This window comes from Streptomyces sp. NPDC001270, from assembly GCF_042896695.1.
Taxonomy (GTDB): Bacteria; Actinomycetota; Actinomycetes; order Streptomycetales; family Streptomycetaceae; genus Streptomyces.
Genome location: NZ_JBIAXM010000006.1, coordinates 98,700 through 119,619 on the forward strand (window position 1 = coordinate 98,700; position 20,920 = coordinate 119,619).

At 71.7% G+C, this 20,920-nt stretch carries 17 protein-coding genes; 8 read left to right on the plus strand and 9 right to left on the minus strand.

The window, feature by feature from the left end; all coding sequences use genetic code 11:
- Positions 1 to 2: 2 nt before the first annotated feature.
- From ACFY2B_RS12225 to ACFY2B_RS12235, 3 genes are read right to left on the minus strand one after another with little or no spacing between them, the layout of a single operon-like run.
- Positions 3 to 1,643: an acyl-CoA carboxylase subunit beta gene (locus ACFY2B_RS12225; RefSeq protein WP_390763061.1), complete on the minus strand. Its 1,641-nt coding sequence runs from the start codon at positions 1,641 to 1,643 to the stop codon at positions 3 to 5.
- Positions 1,598 to 3,307 (minus strand): acyclic terpene utilization AtuA family protein, encoded by a 1,710-nt coding sequence (locus tag ACFY2B_RS12230; protein ID WP_390763062.1) that lies wholly within the window; start codon positions 3,305 to 3,307, stop codon positions 1,598 to 1,600. Before ACFY2B_RS12230 ends, ACFY2B_RS12225 begins: the two co-directional genes overlap by 46 nt.
- The gene (locus ACFY2B_RS12235) at positions 3,304 to 4,170 is read right to left on the minus strand and encodes a TIGR03084 family metal-binding protein (RefSeq protein ID WP_390763063.1); all 867 of its coding nucleotides are present in this window, start codon (positions 4,168 to 4,170) and stop codon (positions 3,304 to 3,306) included. The genes ACFY2B_RS12230 and ACFY2B_RS12235 overlap by 4 nt, the downstream gene beginning before the upstream one ends.
- Before the next feature lie 118 nt (positions 4,171 to 4,288).
- Between ACFY2B_RS12235 and ACFY2B_RS12240 the strand changes: the two genes are divergently transcribed.
- Both ACFY2B_RS12240 and ACFY2B_RS12245 read left to right on the plus strand, forming a co-directional pair.
- Positions 4,289 to 5,134, plus strand: a complete 846-nt coding sequence (locus ACFY2B_RS12240) for a helix-turn-helix domain-containing protein (protein WP_390763064.1) — start codon at positions 4,289 to 4,291, stop codon at positions 5,132 to 5,134.
- Positions 5,094 to 5,360: a DUF397 domain-containing protein gene (locus ACFY2B_RS12245; RefSeq protein WP_390763065.1), complete on the plus strand. Its 267-nt coding sequence runs from the start codon at positions 5,094 to 5,096 to the stop codon at positions 5,358 to 5,360. Before ACFY2B_RS12240 ends, ACFY2B_RS12245 begins: the two co-directional genes overlap by 41 nt.
- Before the next feature lie 21 nt (positions 5,361 to 5,381).
- On the opposite strand, the gene ACFY2B_RS12250 is transcribed toward ACFY2B_RS12245, so the two are convergent.
- From ACFY2B_RS12250 to ACFY2B_RS12260, 3 genes are all read right to left on the minus strand, one after another.
- Entirely contained in the window at positions 5,382 to 6,443 is a 1,062-nt protein-coding gene (locus tag ACFY2B_RS12250) for a DMT family transporter (protein WP_390763066.1), read from the minus strand.
- Between the two features lie 184 nt (positions 6,444 to 6,627).
- Positions 6,628 to 7,389: a metallophosphoesterase family protein gene (locus ACFY2B_RS12255; RefSeq protein ID WP_390763280.1), complete on the minus strand. Its 762-nt coding sequence runs from the start codon at positions 7,387 to 7,389 to the stop codon at positions 6,628 to 6,630.
- 65 nt (positions 7,390 to 7,454) lie between these two features.
- Complete coding sequence (locus ACFY2B_RS12260; protein ID WP_390763067.1) at positions 7,455 to 10,430, minus strand: FAD-binding and (Fe-S)-binding domain-containing protein; 2,976 nt, start codon at positions 10,428 to 10,430, stop codon at positions 7,455 to 7,457.
- A 362-nt stretch (positions 10,431 to 10,792) separates the two neighbouring features.
- Here ACFY2B_RS12260 and serC point away from each other — a divergent pair, with 362 nt between their 5' ends.
- Positions 10,793 to 11,911 carry a phosphoserine transaminase gene (gene serC / locus ACFY2B_RS12265; RefSeq protein ID WP_390763068.1) on the plus strand — a complete coding sequence of 373 codons (1,119 nt, stop codon included), beginning with the start codon at positions 10,793 to 10,795 and terminating at the stop codon, positions 11,909 to 11,911.
- A 135-nt stretch (positions 11,912 to 12,046) separates the two neighbouring features.
- On the opposite strand, the gene ACFY2B_RS12270 is transcribed toward serC, so the two are convergent.
- Both ACFY2B_RS12270 and ACFY2B_RS12275 read right to left on the minus strand, forming a co-directional pair.
- The gene (locus ACFY2B_RS12270; RefSeq protein WP_390763069.1) at positions 12,047 to 13,597 is read right to left on the minus strand and encodes a caspase domain-containing protein; all 1,551 of its coding nucleotides are present in this window, start codon (positions 13,595 to 13,597) and stop codon (positions 12,047 to 12,049) included.
- Between the two features lie 2 nt (positions 13,598 to 13,599).
- The gene (locus tag ACFY2B_RS12275) at positions 13,600 to 13,989 is read right to left on the minus strand and encodes a hypothetical protein (RefSeq protein WP_390763070.1); all 390 of its coding nucleotides are present in this window, start codon (positions 13,987 to 13,989) and stop codon (positions 13,600 to 13,602) included.
- Between the two features lie 199 nt (positions 13,990 to 14,188).
- Here ACFY2B_RS12275 and ACFY2B_RS12280 point away from each other — a divergent pair, with 199 nt between their 5' ends.
- From ACFY2B_RS12280 to ACFY2B_RS12290, 3 genes are all read left to right on the plus strand, one after another.
- A complete protein-coding gene (locus ACFY2B_RS12280) occupies positions 14,189 to 14,458 on the plus strand; it encodes a type II toxin-antitoxin system Phd/YefM family antitoxin (RefSeq protein WP_389017238.1) in 270 nt (89 codons plus the stop codon).
- Positions 14,451 to 14,714, plus strand: a complete 264-nt coding sequence (locus tag ACFY2B_RS12285; RefSeq protein WP_390763071.1) for a type II toxin-antitoxin system RelE/ParE family toxin — start codon at positions 14,451 to 14,453, stop codon at positions 14,712 to 14,714. Before ACFY2B_RS12280 ends, ACFY2B_RS12285 begins: the two co-directional genes overlap by 8 nt.
- Before the next feature lie 295 nt (positions 14,715 to 15,009).
- The gene (locus ACFY2B_RS12290) at positions 15,010 to 15,906 is read left to right on the plus strand and encodes a virginiamycin B lyase (RefSeq protein WP_390763072.1); all 897 of its coding nucleotides are present in this window, start codon (positions 15,010 to 15,012) and stop codon (positions 15,904 to 15,906) included.
- A gap of 58 nt (positions 15,907 to 15,964) precedes the next feature.
- Here ACFY2B_RS12290 and ACFY2B_RS12295 read toward each other — a convergent pair whose 3' ends face one another.
- Positions 15,965 to 16,705: a DUF4232 domain-containing protein gene (locus ACFY2B_RS12295; RefSeq protein ID WP_390763073.1), complete on the minus strand. Its 741-nt coding sequence runs from the start codon at positions 16,703 to 16,705 to the stop codon at positions 15,965 to 15,967.
- Positions 16,706 to 17,309: 604 nt separating this feature from the next.
- Between ACFY2B_RS12295 and ACFY2B_RS12300 the strand changes: the two genes are divergently transcribed.
- Positions 17,310 to 19,598, plus strand: a complete 2,289-nt coding sequence (locus ACFY2B_RS12300; protein WP_390763281.1) for a glycosyl hydrolase family 18 protein — start codon at positions 17,310 to 17,312, stop codon at positions 19,596 to 19,598.
- Positions 19,599 to 20,044: 446 nt separating this feature from the next.
- A complete protein-coding gene (locus ACFY2B_RS12305; protein ID WP_390763074.1) occupies positions 20,045 to 20,518 on the plus strand; it encodes a hypothetical protein in 474 nt (157 codons plus the stop codon).
- The last annotated feature ends 402 nt before the right edge of the window (positions 20,519 to 20,920 follow it).

A 20,920-nucleotide genomic window follows, 5' to 3' on the forward strand; every position in this document is an offset into this window, starting at 1 on the left:
CCTCACATCCGGAAGACGCCGAAGCCGCCCCGCGCGCCCTCGTAGGGCGCGGTGTGGAGGGCGGACAGGCACAGGCCGAGGACGGTGCGGGTGTCGCGCGGGTCGATGACGCCGTCGTCGTACAGCCGCCCCGACAGGAACATCGGCAGCGACTCGGACTCGATCTGCTGCTCCACCATGGCGCGCAGCCCGGCGTCGGCGTCCTCGTCGTACGGCTGTCCCTTCGCGGCGGCCGACTGCCGGGCCACGATCGACAGCACCCCGGCGAGCTGCTGCGGGCCCATGACGGCCGACTTGGCGCTGGGCCAGGCGAACAGGAACCGCGGGTCGTAGGCGCGTCCGCACATGCCGTAGTGCCCGGCTCCGTAGGAGGCGCCCATGAGGACCGACAGGTGCGGTACGCGGCTGTTGCCGACCGCGTTGATCATCATCGCGCCGTGCTTGATGATGCCGCCCTGCTCGTACTCCCTGCCGACCATGTAGCCGGTGGTGTTGTGCAGGAACAGCAGGGGGATGTCGCGCTGGTTGGCGAGCTGGATGAACTGGGCGGCCTTCTGCGACTCCTGGCTGAACAGCACGCCCTGCGCGTTGGCGAGGATGCCCACCGGGTAGCCGTGCAGTTCGGCCCAGCCGGTCGCCAGGCTCGTCCCGTACAGCGGTTTGAACTCGTCGAAGTCGGAGCCGTCGACGATCCGGGCGATCACCTCGCGCGGGTCGAAGGGGGTCCTCAGGTCGCCCGGGACGATGCCGAGCAGCTCCTCCGGGTCGTACTTGGGCGGCTCGGCCGGGCCCGGATCCTCGTACGCCTTGCGGTGGTTGAGCCGGGCCACCACGCGCCGCGCCTGCCGCAGCGCGTCCCGCTCGTCCACCGCGAAGTGGTCGGCGAGGCCCGACACGCGCGCGTGCATCTCGGCGCCGCCCAGGGACTCGTCGTCGCTCTCCTCCCCGGTGGCCATCTTCACCAGCGGCGGCCCGCCGAGGAACACCTTCGCCCGCTCCTTGACCATGATCACGTGGTCGGACATGCCGGGGATGTAGGCGCCGCCGGCCGTCGAGTTGCCGAAGACGACCGCGACCGTCGGGATCCCGGCCGCCGACAGCCGGGTGAGGTCGCGGAAGATGGCGCCCCCGGGGATGAAGATCTCCTTCTGCGCGGGCAGGTCGGCGCCGCCCGACTCCACCAGGCTGATGCAGGGCAGCCGGTTGGCCAGCGCGATGTCGTTGGCGCGCAGCGCCTTCTTCAGGCTCCAGGGGTTGCTGGCGCCGCCGCGCACGGTCGGGTCGTTGGCGGTGATCAGGCATTCGACGCCCTCGACCACGCCGATCCCGGTGACCAGGGAGGCACCGACGGCGTAGTCGCTGCCCCAGGCGGCCAGCGGGGACAGCTCCAGGAACGGGGTGTCGGGGTCGAGGAGCAGTTCGACGCGCTCGCGGGCGAGCAGCTTGCCGCGCCCGCGGTGCCGTTCGACGTACTTCGGGCCGCCGCCCGCCAGGGCCTTCGCGTGTTCCGCGGCCAGCTCGGCGAGCTTGGCGAGCATGGTCGCGCGGTTGGCCCGGTGGTCGGCGGCGGTCGGGTCGACCGCGGAGGAAAGGACCGTCACAGCAGGGCCTCCGGGATGTCCAGGTGTCGGGACCGCAGCCATTCGCCGAGCGCCTTGGCCTGCGGGTCGAAACGGTGCTGGGCGGCGACGCCCGCGCCGAGGATGCCCTCGACGGCGAAGTTGAGGGCGCGCAGCTGGGGCAGGACGTGCCGGACGACGGTCAGCGGCCGGCTCTCAGGCAGCAGCTCCCGGAACCTGTCGACCGTCAGCTCGTGCACGAGCCACCGCCAGGCGTCGTCCGTGCGGACCCACACGCCCACGTTGGCGTCCCCGCCCTTGTCGCCGCTGCGGGCCCCGGCGACCAGCCCCAGCGGCGCCCGGCGGACCGGCCCGGCGGGCAGCGGGGCCGGCAGCTCCGGTTCCGGTACGGCGGTGAGTACCCGGGTGTCCGCGGCCCCCGGCACCGGGATCCGCCGCCCGTCGTCCAGGACCGCCACCTGCTCGACGGCGCCCTGGGGCACGTACGCGGCCTCGAAGACCCCGTAGGGGGCGCCCTTGCCCGGAGGTGCCGGCACATGGAAACCGGGGTAACTGGCCAGCGCCAGCTCGACGGCGGCACCGGTCAGCGCCCGCCCGACGACGTCCTGGTCGCGGTCCTTGACGACGAGCCGCAGCACGGCGCTCGCGGTCTCCTCCGTGTCCGCGTCCGGCCGGTCGGTGCGCACCAGGTCCCAGCGCACCTCGGCGGGTTCCGACCCGGCGAGCGCGTCGGCCAGTTGCTCGCGCACCAGCGCCGCCTTGGCCTCGATGTCCAGCCCGGTGAGGACGAAGGAGACCTCGTTGCGGAAGCCGCCGAGCCGGTTGAGGCCGACCTTCAGGGTGGGCGGCGGGGCCTCCCCGCGCACGCCCTCGATCCGCACCCGGTCGGGGCCGTCCAGGCCGAGCCGGACCGTGTCGAGCCGGGCGGTGACGTCGGGGCCCGCGTACCGGGCGCCGGCCGTCTCGTACAGCAGCTGTGCCGTGACCGTGCCGACGTTCACGAACCCGCCGGTGCCGGGGTGCTTGGTGACGACGGCCGTGCCGTCCTCGTGGATCTCGGCGAGCGGGAAGCCGGGACGCCGCAGGTCACCCTCGGCCTCGGCGAAGAAGGCGTAGTTCCCGCCGGTGGCCTGCGTCCCGCACTCCAGCACGTGCCCGGCGACGACGGCACCGGCCAGCCGGTCGTACTGCCCCGGCGTCCAGCCGAAGTGCGCGGCGGCCGGACCGGTGACCAGCGCCGCGTCGGTCACCCGCCCGGTGACCACGACGTCGGCACCGGCCCGCAGGCACGCCGCGATGCCGAAGCCGCCCAGGTAGGCATGGGCGGCGAGGGTGCCCGCCGGCCGGACGAAACCGGCGATCCGGGCCCCGGTGAGGTCGTCGCCCTCCACGTGGGCGACCCGCACCGGTATGCCGAGCCGGTCCGCCAGCTTCCGTACGGCCTCGGCGAGACCGGCGGGGTTGAGCCCCCCGGCATTGGTCACGATCTTCACGGACCGCTCGTGCGCGAGCCCGAGGCAGTCCTCCACCTGGCGCAGAAAGGTGCGGGCGTACCCGGCTCCCGGATCCTTCAGCCGGTCCCGGCCCAGGATCAGCATCGTCAGTTCGGCGAGATAGTCCCCGGTCAGGACGTCCAGGTCGCCGCCGGTGAGCATCTCCCGCAGGGCGTCGAACCGGTCGCCGTAGAAGCCGGAGGCGTTGCCTATGCGCAGCACGCGCCCGGTCACGACCGGGCTCCCCGGCCACCGTCCCCCGGCTCGTCTCCCGGGCCGTTCCCCTGGCCGCCCTTCCGGCCCTCCCCCCGACCGCTCCCGGGCTCCCGCCCGGCCCCCGGCGGGCCCGCGAACGCCTGCGCGATGTCCAGCCAGCGATCGGCGTCCGGCCCCTCGGCGCGCACCGCGAGGTCCGCCCGGTGGGCCCGCTGGGTCACCAGCAGACAGAAGTCGACGGCGGGGCCGGTGACGCGCTGGGCGGCGTCCTCCGGGCCGTACGCCCACACCTCGCCGGACGGTCCGACGACCTCCACCCGGAACTCCTCGGCGGGCGCGGGCAGTCCGTGCGCGCCGAACGCGAAGCCGCGGGCCCGCACACCGATGCGGACCACGTGCTTCAGCCGGTCCGTGGGGGTACGGACCACTCCCAGGGCGTCGGCCACGTCCTGGCCGTGCGCCCAGGTCTCCATGATCCGGCCGGTGGCCACCCCGGCCGCCGACATGGGCGGCCCGAACCAGGGGAAGCGCGCACCGGCGGGCGCGGCCCGCAGCGCCCGGTCGAGCGCGGCCCGCACCTGGCGCCACCCCGACAGCAGTTCCCCGGGGGCCAGCCGGGCCCCTTCCCGCGCTGCCTCGTCGACAAAGGTCTCCGCCGCGGCGAGCGCCTTCTCGGCCACCGACCGGAACGCGTCCGCGTCGGTGACCGCGAGCAGCGCCGAACGGTCGGTCCAGGCGAGGTGGGCGATCTGGTGCGCGACGGTCCAGCCGGGCGCGGGCGTCGCGAGCGCCCAGCCGTCCGGCTCCAACTCCGCCACGAGCCGGTCCAGTTCGGCACTCTCGGCGCGCAGGTCGTCGAAGACGGGGGTGGGGTCGGCCATGGGGAGGAGCATGGCAGCGACCCCAGAAACAATCAAGCACGCTTGCATGAATAGTTTTCCACAGGAACCGTGCCTGTGGGCATCCGTCCCGCTACTCTCGGTGAGAGAGGTGGTTGGTGTGCGAAGCCGAGAACTGGACCCCAGTGCATCGCCGTTGGACTACTACGGCTACGAGCTGCGCCGGGCACGGGAGGCGGCCGGCCTGACGCTGGCGCAGCTGGGCTCGATCGTGTTCTGCACGGGATCACTGATCGGCCAGGTCGAGACGGCGCTGAAGGTGCCGCAGCGGGAGTTCTCCGAACGGGTGGACGCGGCACTGGGGACGGACGGATTGTTCTCCCGGCTGGTGGGGCTGGTGCTGCGGAGCCAGTTGCCGAGTTGGTTCCAGCCTTATGCGGAGATGGAGGCGAAGGCGGCGTACATCTCTACTTATCAGGCCCAGTTGGTGTACGGGCTTCTTCAGACGGAGGCGTACGCCCGAGCGGTGTTCGGTGCCCGGGACGACGGCAATCTTGACGGCAAGGTGGCTGCCCGACTGGATCGCCAGCGCATCCTGGACCGCGAGCAACCACCAGTGGCATGGGTGGTGCTGAGCGAGGCAGTGCTGCAACAGGAGGTCGGCGGCCGGAAGGTCATGCGGGAGCAGCTCGCGCACCTGCTGGAACTGCGCAAGCGCACCTGGCTGGATATCCAGGTGCTGCCCTTCGATGCGGGGGCGCATACGGGGTTGATGGGGTCGTTCAACCTTTTGCGCTTCGAGAAGGACCCCGACATCGTCTACACCGAAGACTTTGTCCAGGGCCATATGACGGCTAATCCGGCAGCTTTCAAGGAGGGTTCGGTCCGTTACGATCATTTGCAGGCTGCCGCCCTCCCGTTGGAGGACTCGGCGGCGCTGATCGCCCGCGTGATGGAGGAGCGTTATGGAGACGAACCGGAACCTGACGGGCGCGACCTGGCGTAAGTCGTCCTACAGCGGCGACACGGGGGGCGATTGCGTCGAATGCGCCCCCCTCGGCACCGCCACGTGGCGGAAGTCGTCCTACAGCGGCGACACCGGCGGTGAGTGCGTCGAGGTCGCCGACCTCACCCCCCACATAGCCGTCCGCGACTCCAAGCACCCCGGTGGCCCGCACGTGCTCTTCTCCGCCGGGGCCTGGGGGGAATTCCTCGCGCACGCCGCCGAGTGACGCGCGGGGCGGCCCGGCCGGTCAGATCGCCGGCGGTTCCGTCCCCGCGGCCAGTTCCCGCCTCGGCTCCGGCGCCGCCGCCGACCCCGGCTCCGGCCCTGCTTCCGCCTTCGGGCTCGGGTTCGGGTTCGGCTTTCCCCGGCCCACCTGGGTGCGTACCGCGCCCATGCTGGCCGCGATGACCAGGACGATGGCCAGGATCTCGGTGACCGACAGGGCCTGGCCGAGGATCAGGAAGCCCGCGGTGGCGGCGAGGGCCGGTTCCAGGCTCATGAGGATGGCGAAGGTGGGGGCGGGCAGGCGGCGCAGGGCGAGCAGTTCGAGGGTGTAGGGCAGTACGGAGGAGAGCACCGCCACCGCCGAACCCAGCGCCAGGGTGGTCGGGTTCAGCAGTTTTCCGCCCGACTCGGCGATCCCCAGCGGCAGGATCAGCAGCGCCGCCACCGTGATGGCGAGTGCCAGCCCGTCGGCCTGCGGGAAGCGGCGGCCGGTTCGGGCGCTGAAGATGATGTACGTCGCCCAGCACGCCCCCGCGCCGAGCGCGAAGCCGACGCCCGCCACGTCGAGGTCGCCGAAGCCCCCGCCGCCGAGCAGGAAGACACCGGCGAGGGCCAGGCCCGCCCAGACGGCGTTGATCGCCCGGCGGGAGGCCAGCACCGACAGCGCGAGCGGTCCGAGTACTTCGAGGGTGACCGCGGGGCCCAGCGGGATACGGGCCACCGCCTGGTAGAAGAGGCCGTTCATCGTGGCCATCGTGAGGCCGAAGACGAGCACCGTGCCCCAGTCGGTGCGCGAGTGGCCGCGCAGCCGTGGCCGGCACACCACGAGCAGGACGACGGCCGCCACGGCCAGCCGTAGCGAAACCACGCCGAGGGCACCGGTCCGGGGCATCAGGGTCACGGCGAGCGCTCCGCCGAACTGGACCGAGATCCCGCCCGCCAGCACGAGGCCGACCGGCCCCAGCGAGCCGAGCCGTCCCCCCGAGGTGCCCTGCGTGGAGACGGCGGAGGTCTGAGAGGCGGAGTCGGAGGCGGTCACGGGCGGTCCAGGTGCTCGGTCGGAGGGCGCGAAGGTGCTGTTCATCACAATGTACTACCAGGTCCAGGGTAATAGACCTCGACAGGAGTGTGAACCTCGTACGCCACTGTCCTGGACGCCAGGGAACCGTCGGCGACCTCAGCGCCGCCCCTTCACGCCGCTCGTCCCGCCGCTCGTCCCGCCGTTAGTCCCGCCTCTCGCCCCGCCGCTCGTCCGGTGGCCGGTCCCGTCACTCGTCCTGCCGCCCGTCCCGCGGGCCGAACAGCTCCAGCACTTCGACGTCCGTGGCCCGCGCGTACAGGAAGTAGTCGGCCCAGTCGGCGATGTCCGGGTAGGCGCACTCCGCGACGAGGCGGGCGACGGCGGCCGGGACGTCGTACGGCGTGACGCGGAGGTCGGTGCCGGGGCCGAGGAGGCACCAGTGGGCGCCGGGTCGGCCGTACGGCATGCCGACACTGCCGGGGTTGACCACCAGACGGCCGTGGGCCAGGCGGACGTAGGGCATGTGGGTGTGGCCGCAGACGACCGTGCGGACGCCGGGGTCGAGTCCGGTGAACACCTCCGTCCAGCGCTCCGGGCGGGAGTCGACGAGGACGACCTCCTCGTCGTCGCGGGGCGTGGCGTGGCAGAACAGGACCGGGCCGAGGCCGGTGACGTACAGGGTGCGGGACCTGGGCAGGGCGGCCAGGAAGTCGATCTGATCGGTGCGCAGGGCCCGCGCCGCGAACGGGGCGATGGGGTCGGGAACGGCGTCGCGTACGCCCCGGCGGTACTCCACCAGTTCGCGGTCCGCGTTGCCCGCCACCCACAGGACCCGGTCGCCCAGCGACCGCAGCAGGTCGATCACCTCGACCGGTTGCGGTCCGGCCGCGATGTCGCCGGTGAGCACGATGCGGTCGGCGGCGGCCACGTCGGGCTCGGCGAGGACGGCCTCCAGTGCGGGAAGCACCCCGTGGATGTCCGAGAGCACGGCGATCCGGTCGTACGGCATGCGCTCGCCCCGCTCACCCGGCTCATCCTGCTCATACGGCCTGTCCTGCTCGTCCGGCCGCGCCCTCACCACGCCCGACCATCCCCGTGCGCGCCCCCGTCCGCATCCCCGCCACCCGCATCCCCGCCCCCCGCATCCCCGTCTCCGTCCGGTCCCAGTGCCTGCGCCAGCGCCTCCGCCAGGTGCCGCCCCCGCACCCCCGCCACCTGCTCCAGCTGCGTACGGCAGGAGAAACCGTCGGCCAGGACCACCGTCCCCTCGGCGGCCTCCCGTACGGCGGGCAGGAGCTGGTCCTCCGCGCAGGCCACCGACACCTGGTAGTGGCCCTTCTCGAAGCCGAAGTTGCCCGCGAGACCGCAGCAGCCGCCGCTCAGGTCACCGGTCAGGCCCGCGGCCTCGCGCAGTCGCCGGTCGGCCGCGTCACCGAGGACCGCGTGCTGGTGGCAGTGGGTCTGTCCGGCCACGGGCCGGTCCACGGCGGGCGGGGTCCAGTCGGGCGCGTACCGCTCAAGTACCTCGGCGAAGGTGACGACCGCCGCGGCGAGGCGGGCCGCGCGCGGGTCGTCGTGGAGCAGCTCGGGCAGGTCGGAGCGGAGCGCGGCGGCGCAGCTCGGCTCCAGGACGACGACGGGCACCGAGGCCCGCAGCACCGGTTCCATCAGGTCGAGGGTGCGGCGCAGCACCGCGCGGGCGCGGTCGAGCTGGCCGGTGGAGACGTAGGTCAGCCCGCAGCAGACCTTGCCCCGGCCACGGAGGACGGCGAGCGGGTTCAGGGTGGCCGACCTGCCGCCGCCCACCGGGGGCGCCGCCAGGTGCAGGGTCGGCGGGAGGGCCACGCGCAGCCCGGCGGCCTCCAGCACGCGTACGGCCGCCCGGCCCACCGAGGGCGAGAAGTGCTCGGTGAAGGTGTCGGGCCACAGCACGACGAGGTCGCCGCCGCCGGCGGGAGACGGCCTGCGCCGCCGCCACCAGCCGCTGAACGTCCGGCCCGCCAGCCTCGGCACGTCCCGCTCGGGCGCGATCCCGGCCGCCCGTTTCGCGACCCGCGCGAGCGGCCGTACGGCGGCGAGCGCGTTGACCACGGACGCCGTGCGGGTCCTGGCGGCCCAGCGCAGCCACACCGGCAGCAGGCCCAGCGCGTAGTGGGCCGCCGGGCGCCGCCGGCCCGCGTAGTGGTGGTGCAGGAACTCCGCCTTGTACGTGGCCATGTCGACCTCGACCGGGCAGTCGGAGCGGCAGCCCTTGCAGGACAGGCACAGATCCAGCGCGTCCCGGACCTCGGTGGACCGCCAGCCGTCCGTCACCACTCCCCCGGCTTCCCCGGCCAGCATCTCGTGCAGCAGCCGGGCCCGGCCGCGCGTGGAGTGCGCCTCCTCGCCGGTCGCCCGGAAGGAGGGGCACATGACGGAGGCGCCGGCCGCCGTCGTCGTACGGCATTTGGCGACGCCGACGCAGCGGCGGACCGCCGCCGAGAAGTCGCCGCCGTCGTCCGGGTAGCCGAAGGCGACGGGGACGGGTTCGCGGGGCAGGACGGCGAAGCGGAGGTTCGTGTCGAGCGGGGCCGGGCGGACCAGCATGCCGGGGTTGAGCAGGCCGTCCGGGTCCCACACGTCCTTGGCCCGCTCGAACAGGCCGACCAGCCGCGCCCCGTACATCTTCGGCAGCAGTTCGGCCCGTGCCTGTCCGTCGCCGTGCTCCCCGGACAGCGAGCCGCCGTGCGCCACCACCAGCTCGGCGATCTCCTCGGAGAAACGCCGGAAGCGGCCGATGCCGGGCTCGGTGAGCAGGTCGAAGTCGATGCGGACGTGGATGCAGCCGTCGCCGAAATGCCCGTACGGCGTGCCGTGCAGGCCGTGGGCGGCCAGCAGCGCGCGGAAGTCCCGCAGGTACGCGCCGAGCCGGGCGGGCGGCACCGCGCAGTCCTCCCAGCCCGGCCACGCTTCCGAGCCGTCCCGGGTCCGGGTGGCCGTACCGCTCGCGTCCTCCCGCACCCGCCACAGCGCCCGCTGCCCGCCCGGTTCGGTCACCACGAGCGAGTCGACGACATCGGCGGCGCGGACGATCGCCTCCGCACGCGCGCGTGCCTCGGCCGCCGACTCCCCGCCGGTCTCCACGAACAGCCAGGCCCCGCCGCGGGGCAGCCCGGCCGCCACGGGCACCAGGTCGGCCGCCATGCCCTCGACGGTGAGCGGACGGTACGGCAGCAGACCGGCGGCGGCGTCGGCGGCGGCGCTCTCGTCGGGGTAGCCGAGCACGGCCAGGGCACGCGCGGGCGGGTCCTCGACGAGGCGTACGACGGCCTGGGTGAGCAGGCCCAGCGTCCCCTCGGAGCCGCAGAGGAAGCGGGCGACGTCGGCGCCGCGCTCGGGGAGCAGGGCGTCCAGCGCGTACCCGGAGATACGGCGGGGCAGTTCGGGGAAGCCGGTGCGCAGCAGCGCCAGTTCGCCCGCGACCAGGTCGCGCAGCCCCTCGGGGGCGCCCGCCCAGTCCGGTCCCGGCCGCAGCCGCTCACCGCGCGCGGTGACGACGTCCAGTTCCCGGACGTTGTCCGCCGTGGTGCCCCAGGCCACCGAGTGCGCACCGCAGGAGTTGTTGCCGATCATCCCGCCGAGCGTGCACCGGCCGTGGGTGGACGGGTCGGGACCGAACCGCAGCCCGTGCGGGGCGGCGGCCTCCTGGAGCCGGTCCAGGACCAGGCCGGGCTGTACGACGGCGGTACGGGCGCCGGGGTCGATCTCCAGCACCCGGTTCATGTGCCGGGTGAAGTCCAGCACGACGCCCGTACCGGTCGCCTGCCCCGCGATCGACGTACCCCCGCCGCGCGCCACCACCGGCACGCCGCGCGCCCGGCACACGCCGAGGACCGCCGCGACGTCGTCGGCGTCCCGGGGGGCCACCACCCCGAGCGGGACCCGCCGGTAGTTGGACGCGTCCATGGTCGTCAGCGCCCGGGACGTGACGTCGAAGGCCACCTCGCCCCGGACGGCCCCCCGCAGTTCCGCCGCCAGGTCCCTCGCCGGCTCCGCCGCAAGATCCGTCATACGTCCAGCAAAGCAGGCGGGCGGTGGGCGGTACAGCAGCGCTCGCGCCATCGCCGCACGCGCCCCGGCCGCCCCGCCCCGGGCCCCGACACGACCACCCGGCGAGCCTCGACGCCATCGTCCGGGGGCCGCGACGCCACCACCCGGCGGCCCGCGTCACCCCGCCCGGCGAGCCTCAGCCCCCTCACCCGGTGGACGGGAACGTCAGCGCCCGGTGGACGGGAACGTCGGCACCCGCCGGGCGAAGACGTCATCACTTGGTGGACGGAAACGTCAACGCGCGGCGCCCCGTCACCCGAAACGCCGTCTCAGCCGACGGACGAGGTTTCGCCGGGGTTTCCTCCAACCGCTAACCTCGCATCGTGGCTGAGATCCAGATTCCTGCTGACATCAAGCCCGCGGACGGCCGGTTCGGCGCGGGTCCCTCCAAGGTCCGAGTGGAGGCACTGGACGCGCTCGCCGCGACCGGCACGTCCCTGCTGGGCACATCCCACCGCCAGGCCCCGGTGAAGAACCTGGTCGGCAAGGTGCGCGAGGGCATCACCGCCTTGTTCTCCCTCCCGGACGGCTACGAGGTGATCCTCGGCAACGGCGGGTCCACCGCGTTCTGGGACATCGCCACCCACGGCCTGATCGAGAACAAGTCGCAGCACCTCTCGTTCGGCGAGTTCTCGTCCAAGTTCGCCAAGGCGGCCAAGCTGGCGCCGTGGCTGGCCGAGCCCACGGTCATCGCCACCGACCCCGGCACCCACCCGGAGCCGAAGGCCGAGGCGGGCGTGGACGTCTACGCCTTCACGCACAACGAGACCTCGACCGGTGTCGCCATGCCGATCAGGCGGGTGGCGGGCGCCGACGAGGGCGCGCTGGTGCTGGTGGACGCGACGAGCGGGGCCGGCGGCCTGCCCGTCGACATCGCCGAGACCGACGTCTACTACTTCGCCCCGCAGAAGTCCTTCGCCGCCGACGGCGGCCTGTGGATCGGCGTCTTCTCCCCGGCCGCGATCGAGCGCGCCGAACGCGTCCACGCCTCCGGCCGGCACGTCCCGGAGTTCTTCTCGCTGCCCACGGCGATCGACAACTCCCGCAAGAACCAGACGTACAACACCCCGGCGCTGGCCACCCTCTTCCTGCTGAACCAGCAGCTGGAGTGGCTGAACGGCCAGGGCGGTCTCGCCTGGTCCGCGGCCCGCACCAAGGACTCCTCGACCCGCCTGTACTCGTGGGCGGAGGAGGCCAAGTACGCCACTCCGTTCGTCTCCGACCCGGCCAAGCGCTCCCAGGTCGTCGGCACGATCGACTTCGCCGAGGAGATCGACGCGGCGGCCGTCGCCAAGGTGCTGCGCGCCAACGGCATCGTCGACACCGAGCCGTACCGCAAGCTCGGCCGCAACCAGCTGCGCGTCGCGATGTTCCCGGCGGTCGACCCGGCGGACGTCGAGGCGCTCACGAAGTGCGTCGACTACGTGATCGAGAAACTCTGACTCTCGACGTGTACGGCAGTCACGTACGACAGTCGCGTACGACGGTCACGTAAGGCAGTCGCACACGACGGTCGCGTACGACCTTGAAGGGTGCCCGGTGCGTGCCGGGCACCCTTCTTCATCGGGTGGCGTACGTCAACCGCGCTGGATCCCCGTGGTATCGAGCAGCAGCCCGCTGCGCCCGTCCGAGGTCTGGACGAGGATCGAATCACCGCGCTGTTCCACGGCCAGGTACCAGACCCCCGGCATCAGCTCCGCGACGATCCGCCCGCTGCCGTCCTCGCTCCGCACCGGACGCGGCACCGGAACGGCGAACCAGAACGGGTCGTACTGCGGCTCGGGCCGGGTCCCGACGCCCACCGCGCTCAGCGTGCTCCACAGGTTCCGCAACGCGCGCTCCCGACCGGTCTCCACCGGGCCGGGCCCGGTTTCGTCCGGGAGTGCCTTCAGGTCCGGGACGACCGGCTGCGGCGTCGGCTGTCCGGCGTTGGTGCCGATCTGCAGACCGCTTGTGTCGAGCAGCAGCCCCCGGGTGCCGTCGCTGGCGGCCACCGTCCAGGCGTCGCCGCGCCGGCCCAGCGCCAAGTACCAGACTCCCGGCCGCAGTTCGGCGAGCGGCTCCAGTGAGCCGTCCTCGCCGAACAGCGGGCGCGACACCGGAACGGCGAACCACTGCGGCTGGAAGGCGCCGTCGGGGGAGGCGGCGATCGCCTTGGCGAGGCGGCCCACGGTTTGCAGGGTCCGCTCCAGCCGGGTCTCGGCCGCACGGCGCAGTTCCTCCGCCTCCCGGCGCAGTTCCTCCGCCTCCCGGCGCAGCCGCTCCTCCCGTTCCTCCATCTCTGCGAGCCGCTCGGCGGCCTCCCGCCGACGGGCCGCCGCGTCCGACGTCTCCCCGTCCGGCGGCTCCGCGCCCGCCGCCTCCGCGTCCGCCCCGCCGCCCGAGCCCGGGGCAGAACGATTCCGCGCAATCGCGATCAAGCCGCCGGTGTTGCGACTGCGCTGCTGGGGAAGCGGGCGGGAGCGGGCGGCGAGCCGCCGGTGGACATGCCGGTACAACGTATCCATGTCCACCGGATCAGGCCCCTGAGCGATGCCGTCCCGCAGCACTCCGATCAGCTCGCCCGTGAACGCGGTGTACGTCTCTCCCGGCGGCGAGAGCGCGGGCCGGGTCTCGGCCGAGGCCGTGAGCAGGCAGCTGCCCTCGACCGCCGCCTGGTCGGCGATGTGCGCGCTGGCGCTCATCCGGCCGAGCAGCGCGCGCCCGCTGTAGCAGCAGTCGAGGATCACGACCGTCCGCCGGGCGCGCGCCCCGAGGTCCAGCACGGCCCGGCGCAGATACTCGTAGCGCAGCGAGGTGTACTCGCGTTCGGGGTCGGAGTTCGCCAGCGCGAGGTACAGCTCGTCGGTGTGCGGGTCGGTCAGACCGTGCCCCGCGTAGTACACGAGGAGGGTGTCCTCGGCCAGGCGGCCCCTCTCCCGTACGACATCCAGCACCTGATCGGTGCGCGACGGCTGCTCGATCACCGTGCAGGAGTCCTCGGGCAGCCCCCACACGGTCGGCTCCGTCAGCACCTCGCGCAGTCCCCGCAGATTGTTGGCGACCGCCGTCAGGTCTTCCAGTACGGCGTACGTGTGCACGCCCACCAGCACGGCCTGGGAAGAGGTCGGATCGGACAGCGCGACCACGACTAGACGTCGTCCCCGTCCGCGGTGGACCCCACGGGGTCGGGGATGTCGCCGAAGCGGGCGAGAACCTGCTCGACCGTCTCCGGCGATGCGTCGTGGACCGTGACCACGACGCCGTCCCGCTCCAGGGTGATCTGCGGGGGCCGTGGGCGGGAGGACCGCCAGCCGGCCAGGGCGACGAGCAGGGAACCGAGCGCGAGGGAGTTGCTCACCACGACGTTGATGACGTCCAGGCTCGCGCCTCCCATGGTGCCGGGTGCGGCGGCGCCGGACGTCGGAGCGAAGGTGACCTCGCCACGCAGCTCGGGATCAGCCGCGAGCCAGCGCTGCAAAGACGCCGTCAGCCCGCCGGAGGACGGTTGCTCCTCCCCGATGGTGATGCCGAACTCCATGCGCCCCGGCCCCCTTTTCTCTTGGTCGCCCGGCGTGGGCTCACCGATGCTCCATCGTAGAAGCCGACTCCGGCAAGGGCCTGCCGCTTCCCTGTCGGGCAGCCCCCGCGGGACGCGTACCGGGCGCCCGGACTGGCCGGCGCCTTCGAGCAACCATGAGCCGTGGTGTACACCTGCGTCACTCGGTACACTCGGACGCATGACACAACCGCTGCCCATAGAGTCCATCCGCGATGTCCGGGCGCATCTGGCCGAGGTCGTGGAGCGGGCCGACCGGGACGATGTGCCCACCGTCATCACCCGGCGCGGCAAGCAGGTCGCCGCCGTGGTGTCCATCGAGGTGCTGCGCAAGTACCAGCAGTGGGAAGAGCGCGAGATCAACCGGATCATCGACGAGCGCATGGCCGACCCCGCACCCGGCATCCCGATCGAGGACATCATGAGGGAGACGCTGGCGCGCAGTGAGTGAGTACCGCACCGTCTTCCGACCCGAGGCTCAGGCCGAACTCCGCAAGGTCCCACGAGACATGGCCCTCCGCATTCTGGCCAAGCTGACCGAGCTGGAAACCGACCCGCTGGGGTTCACCACCACCGCCCTCGTCTCACAGCCCGACCGCCGCCGCCTGCGGGTGGGCGACTACCGCGTGGTCTACACGATCGACAACGGCGAGCTGGTGGTGTGGGGGGTGACCGTCGGGCATCGCTCCACCGTCCACGACGCCTGAACGCCCCTGGAGTCAGGTCAGAACATCTGGCGCGGGGTCGACGCCCGTGCCGTCGGACCCGTGCCGTCGGACCCGTGCCGTCGGACGAGACGTTCCCGGTGTCGAAGCCGGAGTCGCAGCCGGAGCCGGAGTAGGAGGGTGAAGCGCCCGCGGGAAAAGCGGTTGCAGCCGCCTTCCGCACCCGGGCAGGGTGCGGTGGTGATCGTGCCGGCGATCGTTCAAGACCTGCTACGAGTCCGAGTCAGGGCATCATCCGGGAACAGGGCCTGAGTCCCGACCCAGCAGAGGAGTTGCTGTGCGCCCTTCCTACGCCCGGGCCGCCGTCCGGGAGATCCCCGTGGCGGACCAGGAGGCCGGGCCCTACGGCATCACGGCCGGGCCCGACGGCGCTCTGTGGCTCACCTTCGTGCACAGCGGTCGCATCGCACGGCTCACCCTCGACGGCGAACTCGACGAATTTCCTCTGGACTCGCCGACCTGTCGCCCGACCGTCATAGCCCCCGGGCCGGACGGGGCGCTGTGGTTCTCCCGGTCCCTGGACCACCGGATCGGCCGGATCACCACGGACGGCGAAACGGAATCCTGGCGCGTGCCGACGCCCGACAGCGGCCCCTTCGGTATCACCGCCGGTCCGGACGGTGCAATGTGGTTCACCCAGATGAACACCGACCGCGTCGGCCGTATCACCGCCGACGGAGAGATCACCGAGTTCGCCCTTCCCGTCGAGGGCGCGTTTCCCTCGGCGATCACCACGGGTCCCGACGGAGCCCTGTGGTTCACCCTCAACCAGGCGAACGCCATCGGCCGCCTCACCACCGACGGCGACACCGCCGTCCACCCGTTGCCCACCCCGGGCGCCGCCCCCGTGGGCATCACCAGTGACGGCGCCGCACTGTGGTTCGTCGAGATCGCCGCGGGCCAGGTCGGCAGGATCTCGACGGACGGCGACATCAAGGAGTTCCCGCTCCCCGACCCCGCGGCCCGACCCCACGCCATCGTCGCCGCCGCCACCGGGGACTGCTGGTTCACCGAATGGGGCGCGAACCGCGTCGGTCACATCACCGCGAGTGGCGAGATCACCGAGTACGACCTGCCGACGCCGTCATCCGAACCGCACGGCATCGCACTGGGCCCGGACGCTGCCCTCTGGGTGGCTCTGGAGACGGGCGGGGTGGCGCGGGTGGCACCGTGACCTCGCCGGAGCCCGACGCGCAGCTACCGCGGTTCGGGGGAGGACACTGCCGCCGGGCTCACTTGCCGTAGCCGACGTGGTAGCCGATGGGGTCGACGTAGACGTCGGGGGCGTTGCCGCCGGCGGCAGAGACGGTGATGTTCTGGCCGTTGAGGTTGACGATCTCCGAGACGGTCTCGTTGGGCGGGGTGACGGAGAGCCTGGTGTAGGTCTTGCCGGAGCCGCTGGTGTCCGGGATGTAGTCCAGCAGGAAGCGGGTCTCCTCGCCGGGCGCGATGGTGACGGTCGACGGCGAGTCCGGCGAGATGTCGGTGCGGGCGGCGTCCGGTCCGGTGTCACCCAGGCCGTCGGGGCCCACGAGCTGGACGCCCGGGAAGCCGTGCATGCTGCACGTGCTGGAACCGTTGTTCTTCAGGTTGACGACGATCTCGTTCTTGACCCCCGCGGAGGCGGCGCTGAAGCCGAGGTTGTCGGTCTTGCACAGGGAGCCCGCCGCGGACGTGCTCTTGCTGGTGACCGCGCTCCCCTTGCTGGAGCCGGACGACGAAGAACCGGACGACGAAGAACCGGACGAAGACGAACCGAACGACGAAGATGAACCGGACGACGAGGAACCCGAGGCTGAAGAACCCGAGGTCGAGTCCTGGCTCCCGGCGGCTTTGCCCACGGAGGCGGACGCGTTCGTACCGGCGGAAGCATTCGTGCCGGCGGAAGCGGTCGCGCCTGCGTTGCACGCGGTCAGCGAAAGACCGGCAGCGGCGGCGACGAGAGCGAGAGCGGAGATCTTCTTGAGGCGCATCAGTCGTACTCCTGGGAAGGGGTGCCGGTCGCTTGCTACGGCCGAACGGGCGTCGTTGCTCCATACGACGGCCGCGCACGGCCGAGTTGTTGGCGCCGAAGGCGCACCAAGACACGCCTGTGACACACGAGTCGACGCGTCGTGACGGGAAAGCGGACGAAACGGTTCCAGGCCGACCACACCTGCCGCCGGGGCGGCTGGCCGCACACCAAGTGCGTGCTCGATTCCGGGTCACGGAACGACCGAAGGCCGCCCCGGGAACCCAAAAAATCACAGGACTTGGTCTAGCCCTTTCCCGGGTCGTCCGCCAGCGACGGGGGACCGGCATGGCGAAAAGTGCGCGCGATTGGTCCAGTCCAATCCTGTACGGCGCTCATTGACGTGGATACAACAACGGGCTTTCTCTGGGACAGCACAGCCCCAGCGCACCTGCCAGGCGCCGACCACGGCACCTCGGACAGGTACGCGTCTTACGACCGTCCGGTCACCGGACGTCGGCGCACGGACACCCGACGCGGGATCCCGTTCCCGCCTCCCCACACCAAGGAGAACCGTGCTCACCAGATCCAGATCCAGCTCCAGATCGCGATCCACGTCCAGGCCGATCAGACCCCTGGCACCACCGCGGCGGCGGTTCGTCGCCGCGCTCACCACGCTCGTCCTGGCTCTGGGCGGGCTGCTGGGCATCGCCACGCCGTCACAGGCGGCGGGCGCTCTCACCGCCTCGTTCACCAGCGCCGACAACGGCCCCTGGTGGAAGGGCACGTTCGTGGTCAAGAACAACAGTGCCGCGCCGGTGACCGGTTGGACCCTGGAGTTCGACCTGCCGGCCGGGGTCGCCATCAGCCAGCACTACAACGGGACCGCAACCGTGAACGGCTCCCATGTCACCGTCACCAACGCCCACTACAACGCCACCGTCCCGGCGAACGGCAGCACCGAACCGTACAGCTACTGGTTCGTCGCCACCGGTCCGATCACCGCGCCGACCGGCTGCCTGATCAACGGTGACAAGTGCGACGGCAGCCCCGCCGCGCCCCCGTCCGCACCGGCCGGAGTGGCCGTGACCGCCACCACCGCCCGCACGGTGAGCCTGAAGTGGAACGCCTCGGCCCGCGGTGACTTCCCCGTGGCCGGGTACGAAGTGCTGCGCGGTGACGCCGTCGTGGCGGCCACCGCCACCACCTCCGCGACCGTCAGCGACCTGACCCCGGCGACCGCCTACAGCTTCACCGTCCGCGCCAAGGACACCCGCGGCAACCTCGGTACGCCGAGCGCGCCCGTCACCGCCACCACCGTGGACCCGGCGACCGACCCCGTCCCGCCGACCGCCCCCGGCGGCCTGCGCGCGACCGCCGTCACCTCCAGCACCGTCGCCCTGGCCTGGAACGCGGCGAGCGACAACAAGGGCATCGCCGCCTACGACGTGTACCAGGGCACCACGAAGGTGGCCACGGTCCCGGCGGACACCCTCACCACCACGGTCACCGGGCTGTCCCCCGCCACGGCCTACGGGTTCACCGTCAAGGCACGCGACGCCGCCGACAACGCCTCCCCGGCGAGCAACACCCTCAACGTCACCACGCAGGAGGCCGTCGGCAACGGCAGTTACGCGACCGTCGGTTACTTCGTCCAGTGGGGCATCTACGGGCGCCAGTACAACGTCAAGAACCTGGACACCTCCGGCGCCGCCGCCAAACTGGACGTGATCAACTACGCCTTCGGCAACATCGACCCCGTCAACCTCACCTGCCTCAACGGCGTGGTCAAGGGTGTCTCCGGCAACCCCCAGGACCCCGGCGAAGGCGATGGGGCGGGTGACGCCGACGCCGACTACGGCCGTGCCTTCGCCGCCTCCCAGTCCGTGGACGGCGTGGCCGACGACGGCTGGGGCAAGCTGCGCGGCAACTTCAACCAGCTCAAGAAGCTCAAGGCCAAGTACCCGAACCTGAAGATCGTCATCTCGCTCGGCGGATGGACGTTCTCCAAGTACTTCTCCGACGTCGCCGCGACCGACGCGTCGCGCCAGAAGTTCGTGAAGTCCTGCGTGGACATGTACATCAAGGGCGATCTGCCCGCGTACAACGGCGCCGGAGGACCGGGTGCCGCCGCCGGGATCTTCGACGGAATCGACCTGGACTGGGAGTGGCCCGGCTCCCCGGACGGTCACCCCGGCAACCACTGGAGCACCGCCGACAAGGCCAACAACACCGCGCTGATCGCGGAGTTCCGCAAGCAGCTCGACGCGCTCGGCGGCGACCACAAGCTGCTCACCGCGTTCACCCCGGCCGACCCGAAGAAGATCGACGCGGGCTGGGACACCTCGAAGATCTTCAAGGACCTCGACTACGCCAACGTCCAGGGCTACGACTTCCACGGCGCCGGCAGCGACAACTCCTGGGAGCCGAACCGCACCGGCCACCAGGCCAACCTCTACACCGACGCCCAGTCGCCCTACCCGAACGACTTCAGCATCGACGGTGCCGTGAAGGCGTACACCGACGCGGGTGTCAGTCCGCGCAAACTCACCATCGGCTTCCCCTTCTACGGCCGAGGCTGGAAGGAAGTCACGGACGGCGGAGCCGGCGGCGAGTGGCAGACCGCGAACGGCGCCGCCCCCGGCCAGTTCGCGGAGGAGGCCGGCACCCGCGGCTACCAGAACCTGATCACCGCCTTCCCCGCCATGACCGTCGTCCACGACCCCCAGTCGATCTCCACCTACGGCTACACGGGCAACGGCGGCCAGTGGTGGTCCTTCGACGACACCTGGTCAATCGGAAAGAAAACGGAGTACATCAAATCGAAAGGGCTGCTCGGCGGCATGATCTGGGAGATGTCAGGCGACACCCCGAACGGCACCCTGATGAACTCCCTGTACACCGGCCTGCACTAACGCTGCAATAACACCCTCGCCACCTGCTCGTCGACACGGCGCCCGGCGGTCCACCGCCGGGCGCCCTTCGTCGTGCCCGCGCGGGCGTCCACGCCGCAACCATCCTGCAAGGACGTCAGGCACGCCCTGCCTCGCCGCCGTCGCACAGACCCTGCACGCGCGAACGATGCGGTGCCCGCCGGGGTGCGACCGGGGCACGGTGGCCGTAACGAGTCGGTGAGGTTGAACTTTTGTGGCGCCTCCTCCGTTGTGGAGCCTGGGGGCACGGCCAGGGGAGACGGTGGGCCGGGGAGAGGCCCGCCCAGCAGCAGGTCCGATTCCGATGTGAAGTCCGGTGTCGCCACACCGCTGCCGCACCCGCTCGTCCGTTCTCACTTGTTCCTTGCCCCGCGCACTCCCAGCCGGTTGCCGGCCTGAACTGCACCGTTTCAAGCAAAGGATGGAAAATGGCACCGAACTCCGCGCAGAGGGATTCCGGCTCGCAGCGAGAATCCCAGCCAAACCAGGGCTCCGCTGCCGCGCACCCTGAGGCGGACACCTATCACTTTGCCAATTTTGTGCGTAGTTCGGTTGAATCGTTTGTGCGTGATGCTCAGCGTCCAACCACCGATCCGGGGGCTTCTCGGGCTGATCTGACAGCCATGCGGCGGTCCATGGGTGTAGCTGATGGCACCGGCCCCGGCTACGGTTTCGCCGACAACCTACGACGCAACATGCCCCGGGCGCAGCCCGATGGGAGTGAGAACGCGGAACGCCCCACTTCCGGCACCGGCCCCGGCTACAACTTCGCTGACGTCATACGAGCCAGCGTGCTCAGGAACCAGAGCGGTATGCATTCGGGCGCGGCTTCCGGTGCAGCCACCGACAACAAGAAGTACGAAGCACCGGGCAACCAGGCCAAGAAGGCGCGTGGGCGCTGACGGGAGTGTCCGATGGACGGCGGATCCGATGATCAAGGAGACGCCTGGTGATCGAGGCCATCACCGAGTACGGGGCCGTGGAGGAGCCGAGGGTGTCTCCGGCAATCCCCAGGACCCGAGCGAAGGCGATGGCTCGTCGACACGGCGCCCGGCGGTCCACCGCCGGGCGCCCTTCGTCGTGCCCGATCCCGAAAACACGGCAACGCATGCTCGGCCGACTGCCGGCCGGCGGTTCTTCCTTTCGACGCCCTGGGCATCGGACCGAGCAGGTGGACATGAACACCGGCCGCAGCCCGTGGCTCAACCCACTCGGACCTGCCCGCGAGATCACCCGGTCGGCCACGGAGAGCACGAACCCCTAGCATGTAGCCGCCACCGTGGTTATTGCTGCCCGTCAGAGAC

Bases quoted from the DNA above. Each gene is read 5' to 3' on its own strand.
- ACFY2B_RS12225 (WP_390763061.1), bottom strand. From the start codon at position 1,643: ATGGCTGCGGTCCCGACACCTGGACATCCCGGAGGCCCTGCTGTGACG.
- ACFY2B_RS12235 (WP_390763063.1), bottom strand. From the start codon at position 4,170: ATGGCCGACCCCACCCCCGTCTTCGACGACCTGCGCGCCGAGAGTGCC.
- ACFY2B_RS12245 (WP_390763065.1), top strand. From the start codon at position 5,094: ATGGAGACGAACCGGAACCTGACGGGCGCGACCTGGCGTAAGTCGTCC.
- ACFY2B_RS12250 (WP_390763066.1), bottom strand. From the start codon at position 6,443: ATGAACAGCACCTTCGCGCCCTCCGACCGAGCACCTGGACCGCCCGTG.
- ACFY2B_RS12255 (WP_390763280.1), bottom strand. From the start codon at position 7,389: ATGCCGTACGACCGGATCGCCGTGCTCTCGGACATCCACGGGGTGCTT.
- ACFY2B_RS12260 (WP_390763067.1), bottom strand. From the start codon at position 10,430: ATGACGGATCTTGCGGCGGAGCCGGCGAGGGACCTGGCGGCGGAACTG.
- ACFY2B_RS12275 (WP_390763070.1), bottom strand. From the start codon at position 13,989: ATGGAGTTCGGCATCACCATCGGGGAGGAGCAACCGTCCTCCGGCGGG.
- ACFY2B_RS12280 (WP_389017238.1), top strand. From the start codon at position 14,189: ATGACACAACCGCTGCCCATAGAGTCCATCCGCGATGTCCGGGCGCAT.
- ACFY2B_RS12295 (WP_390763073.1), bottom strand. From the start codon at position 16,705: ATGCGCCTCAAGAAGATCTCCGCTCTCGCTCTCGTCGCCGCCGCTGCC.
- ACFY2B_RS12305 (WP_390763074.1), top strand. From the start codon at position 20,045: ATGGCACCGAACTCCGCGCAGAGGGATTCCGGCTCGCAGCGAGAATCC.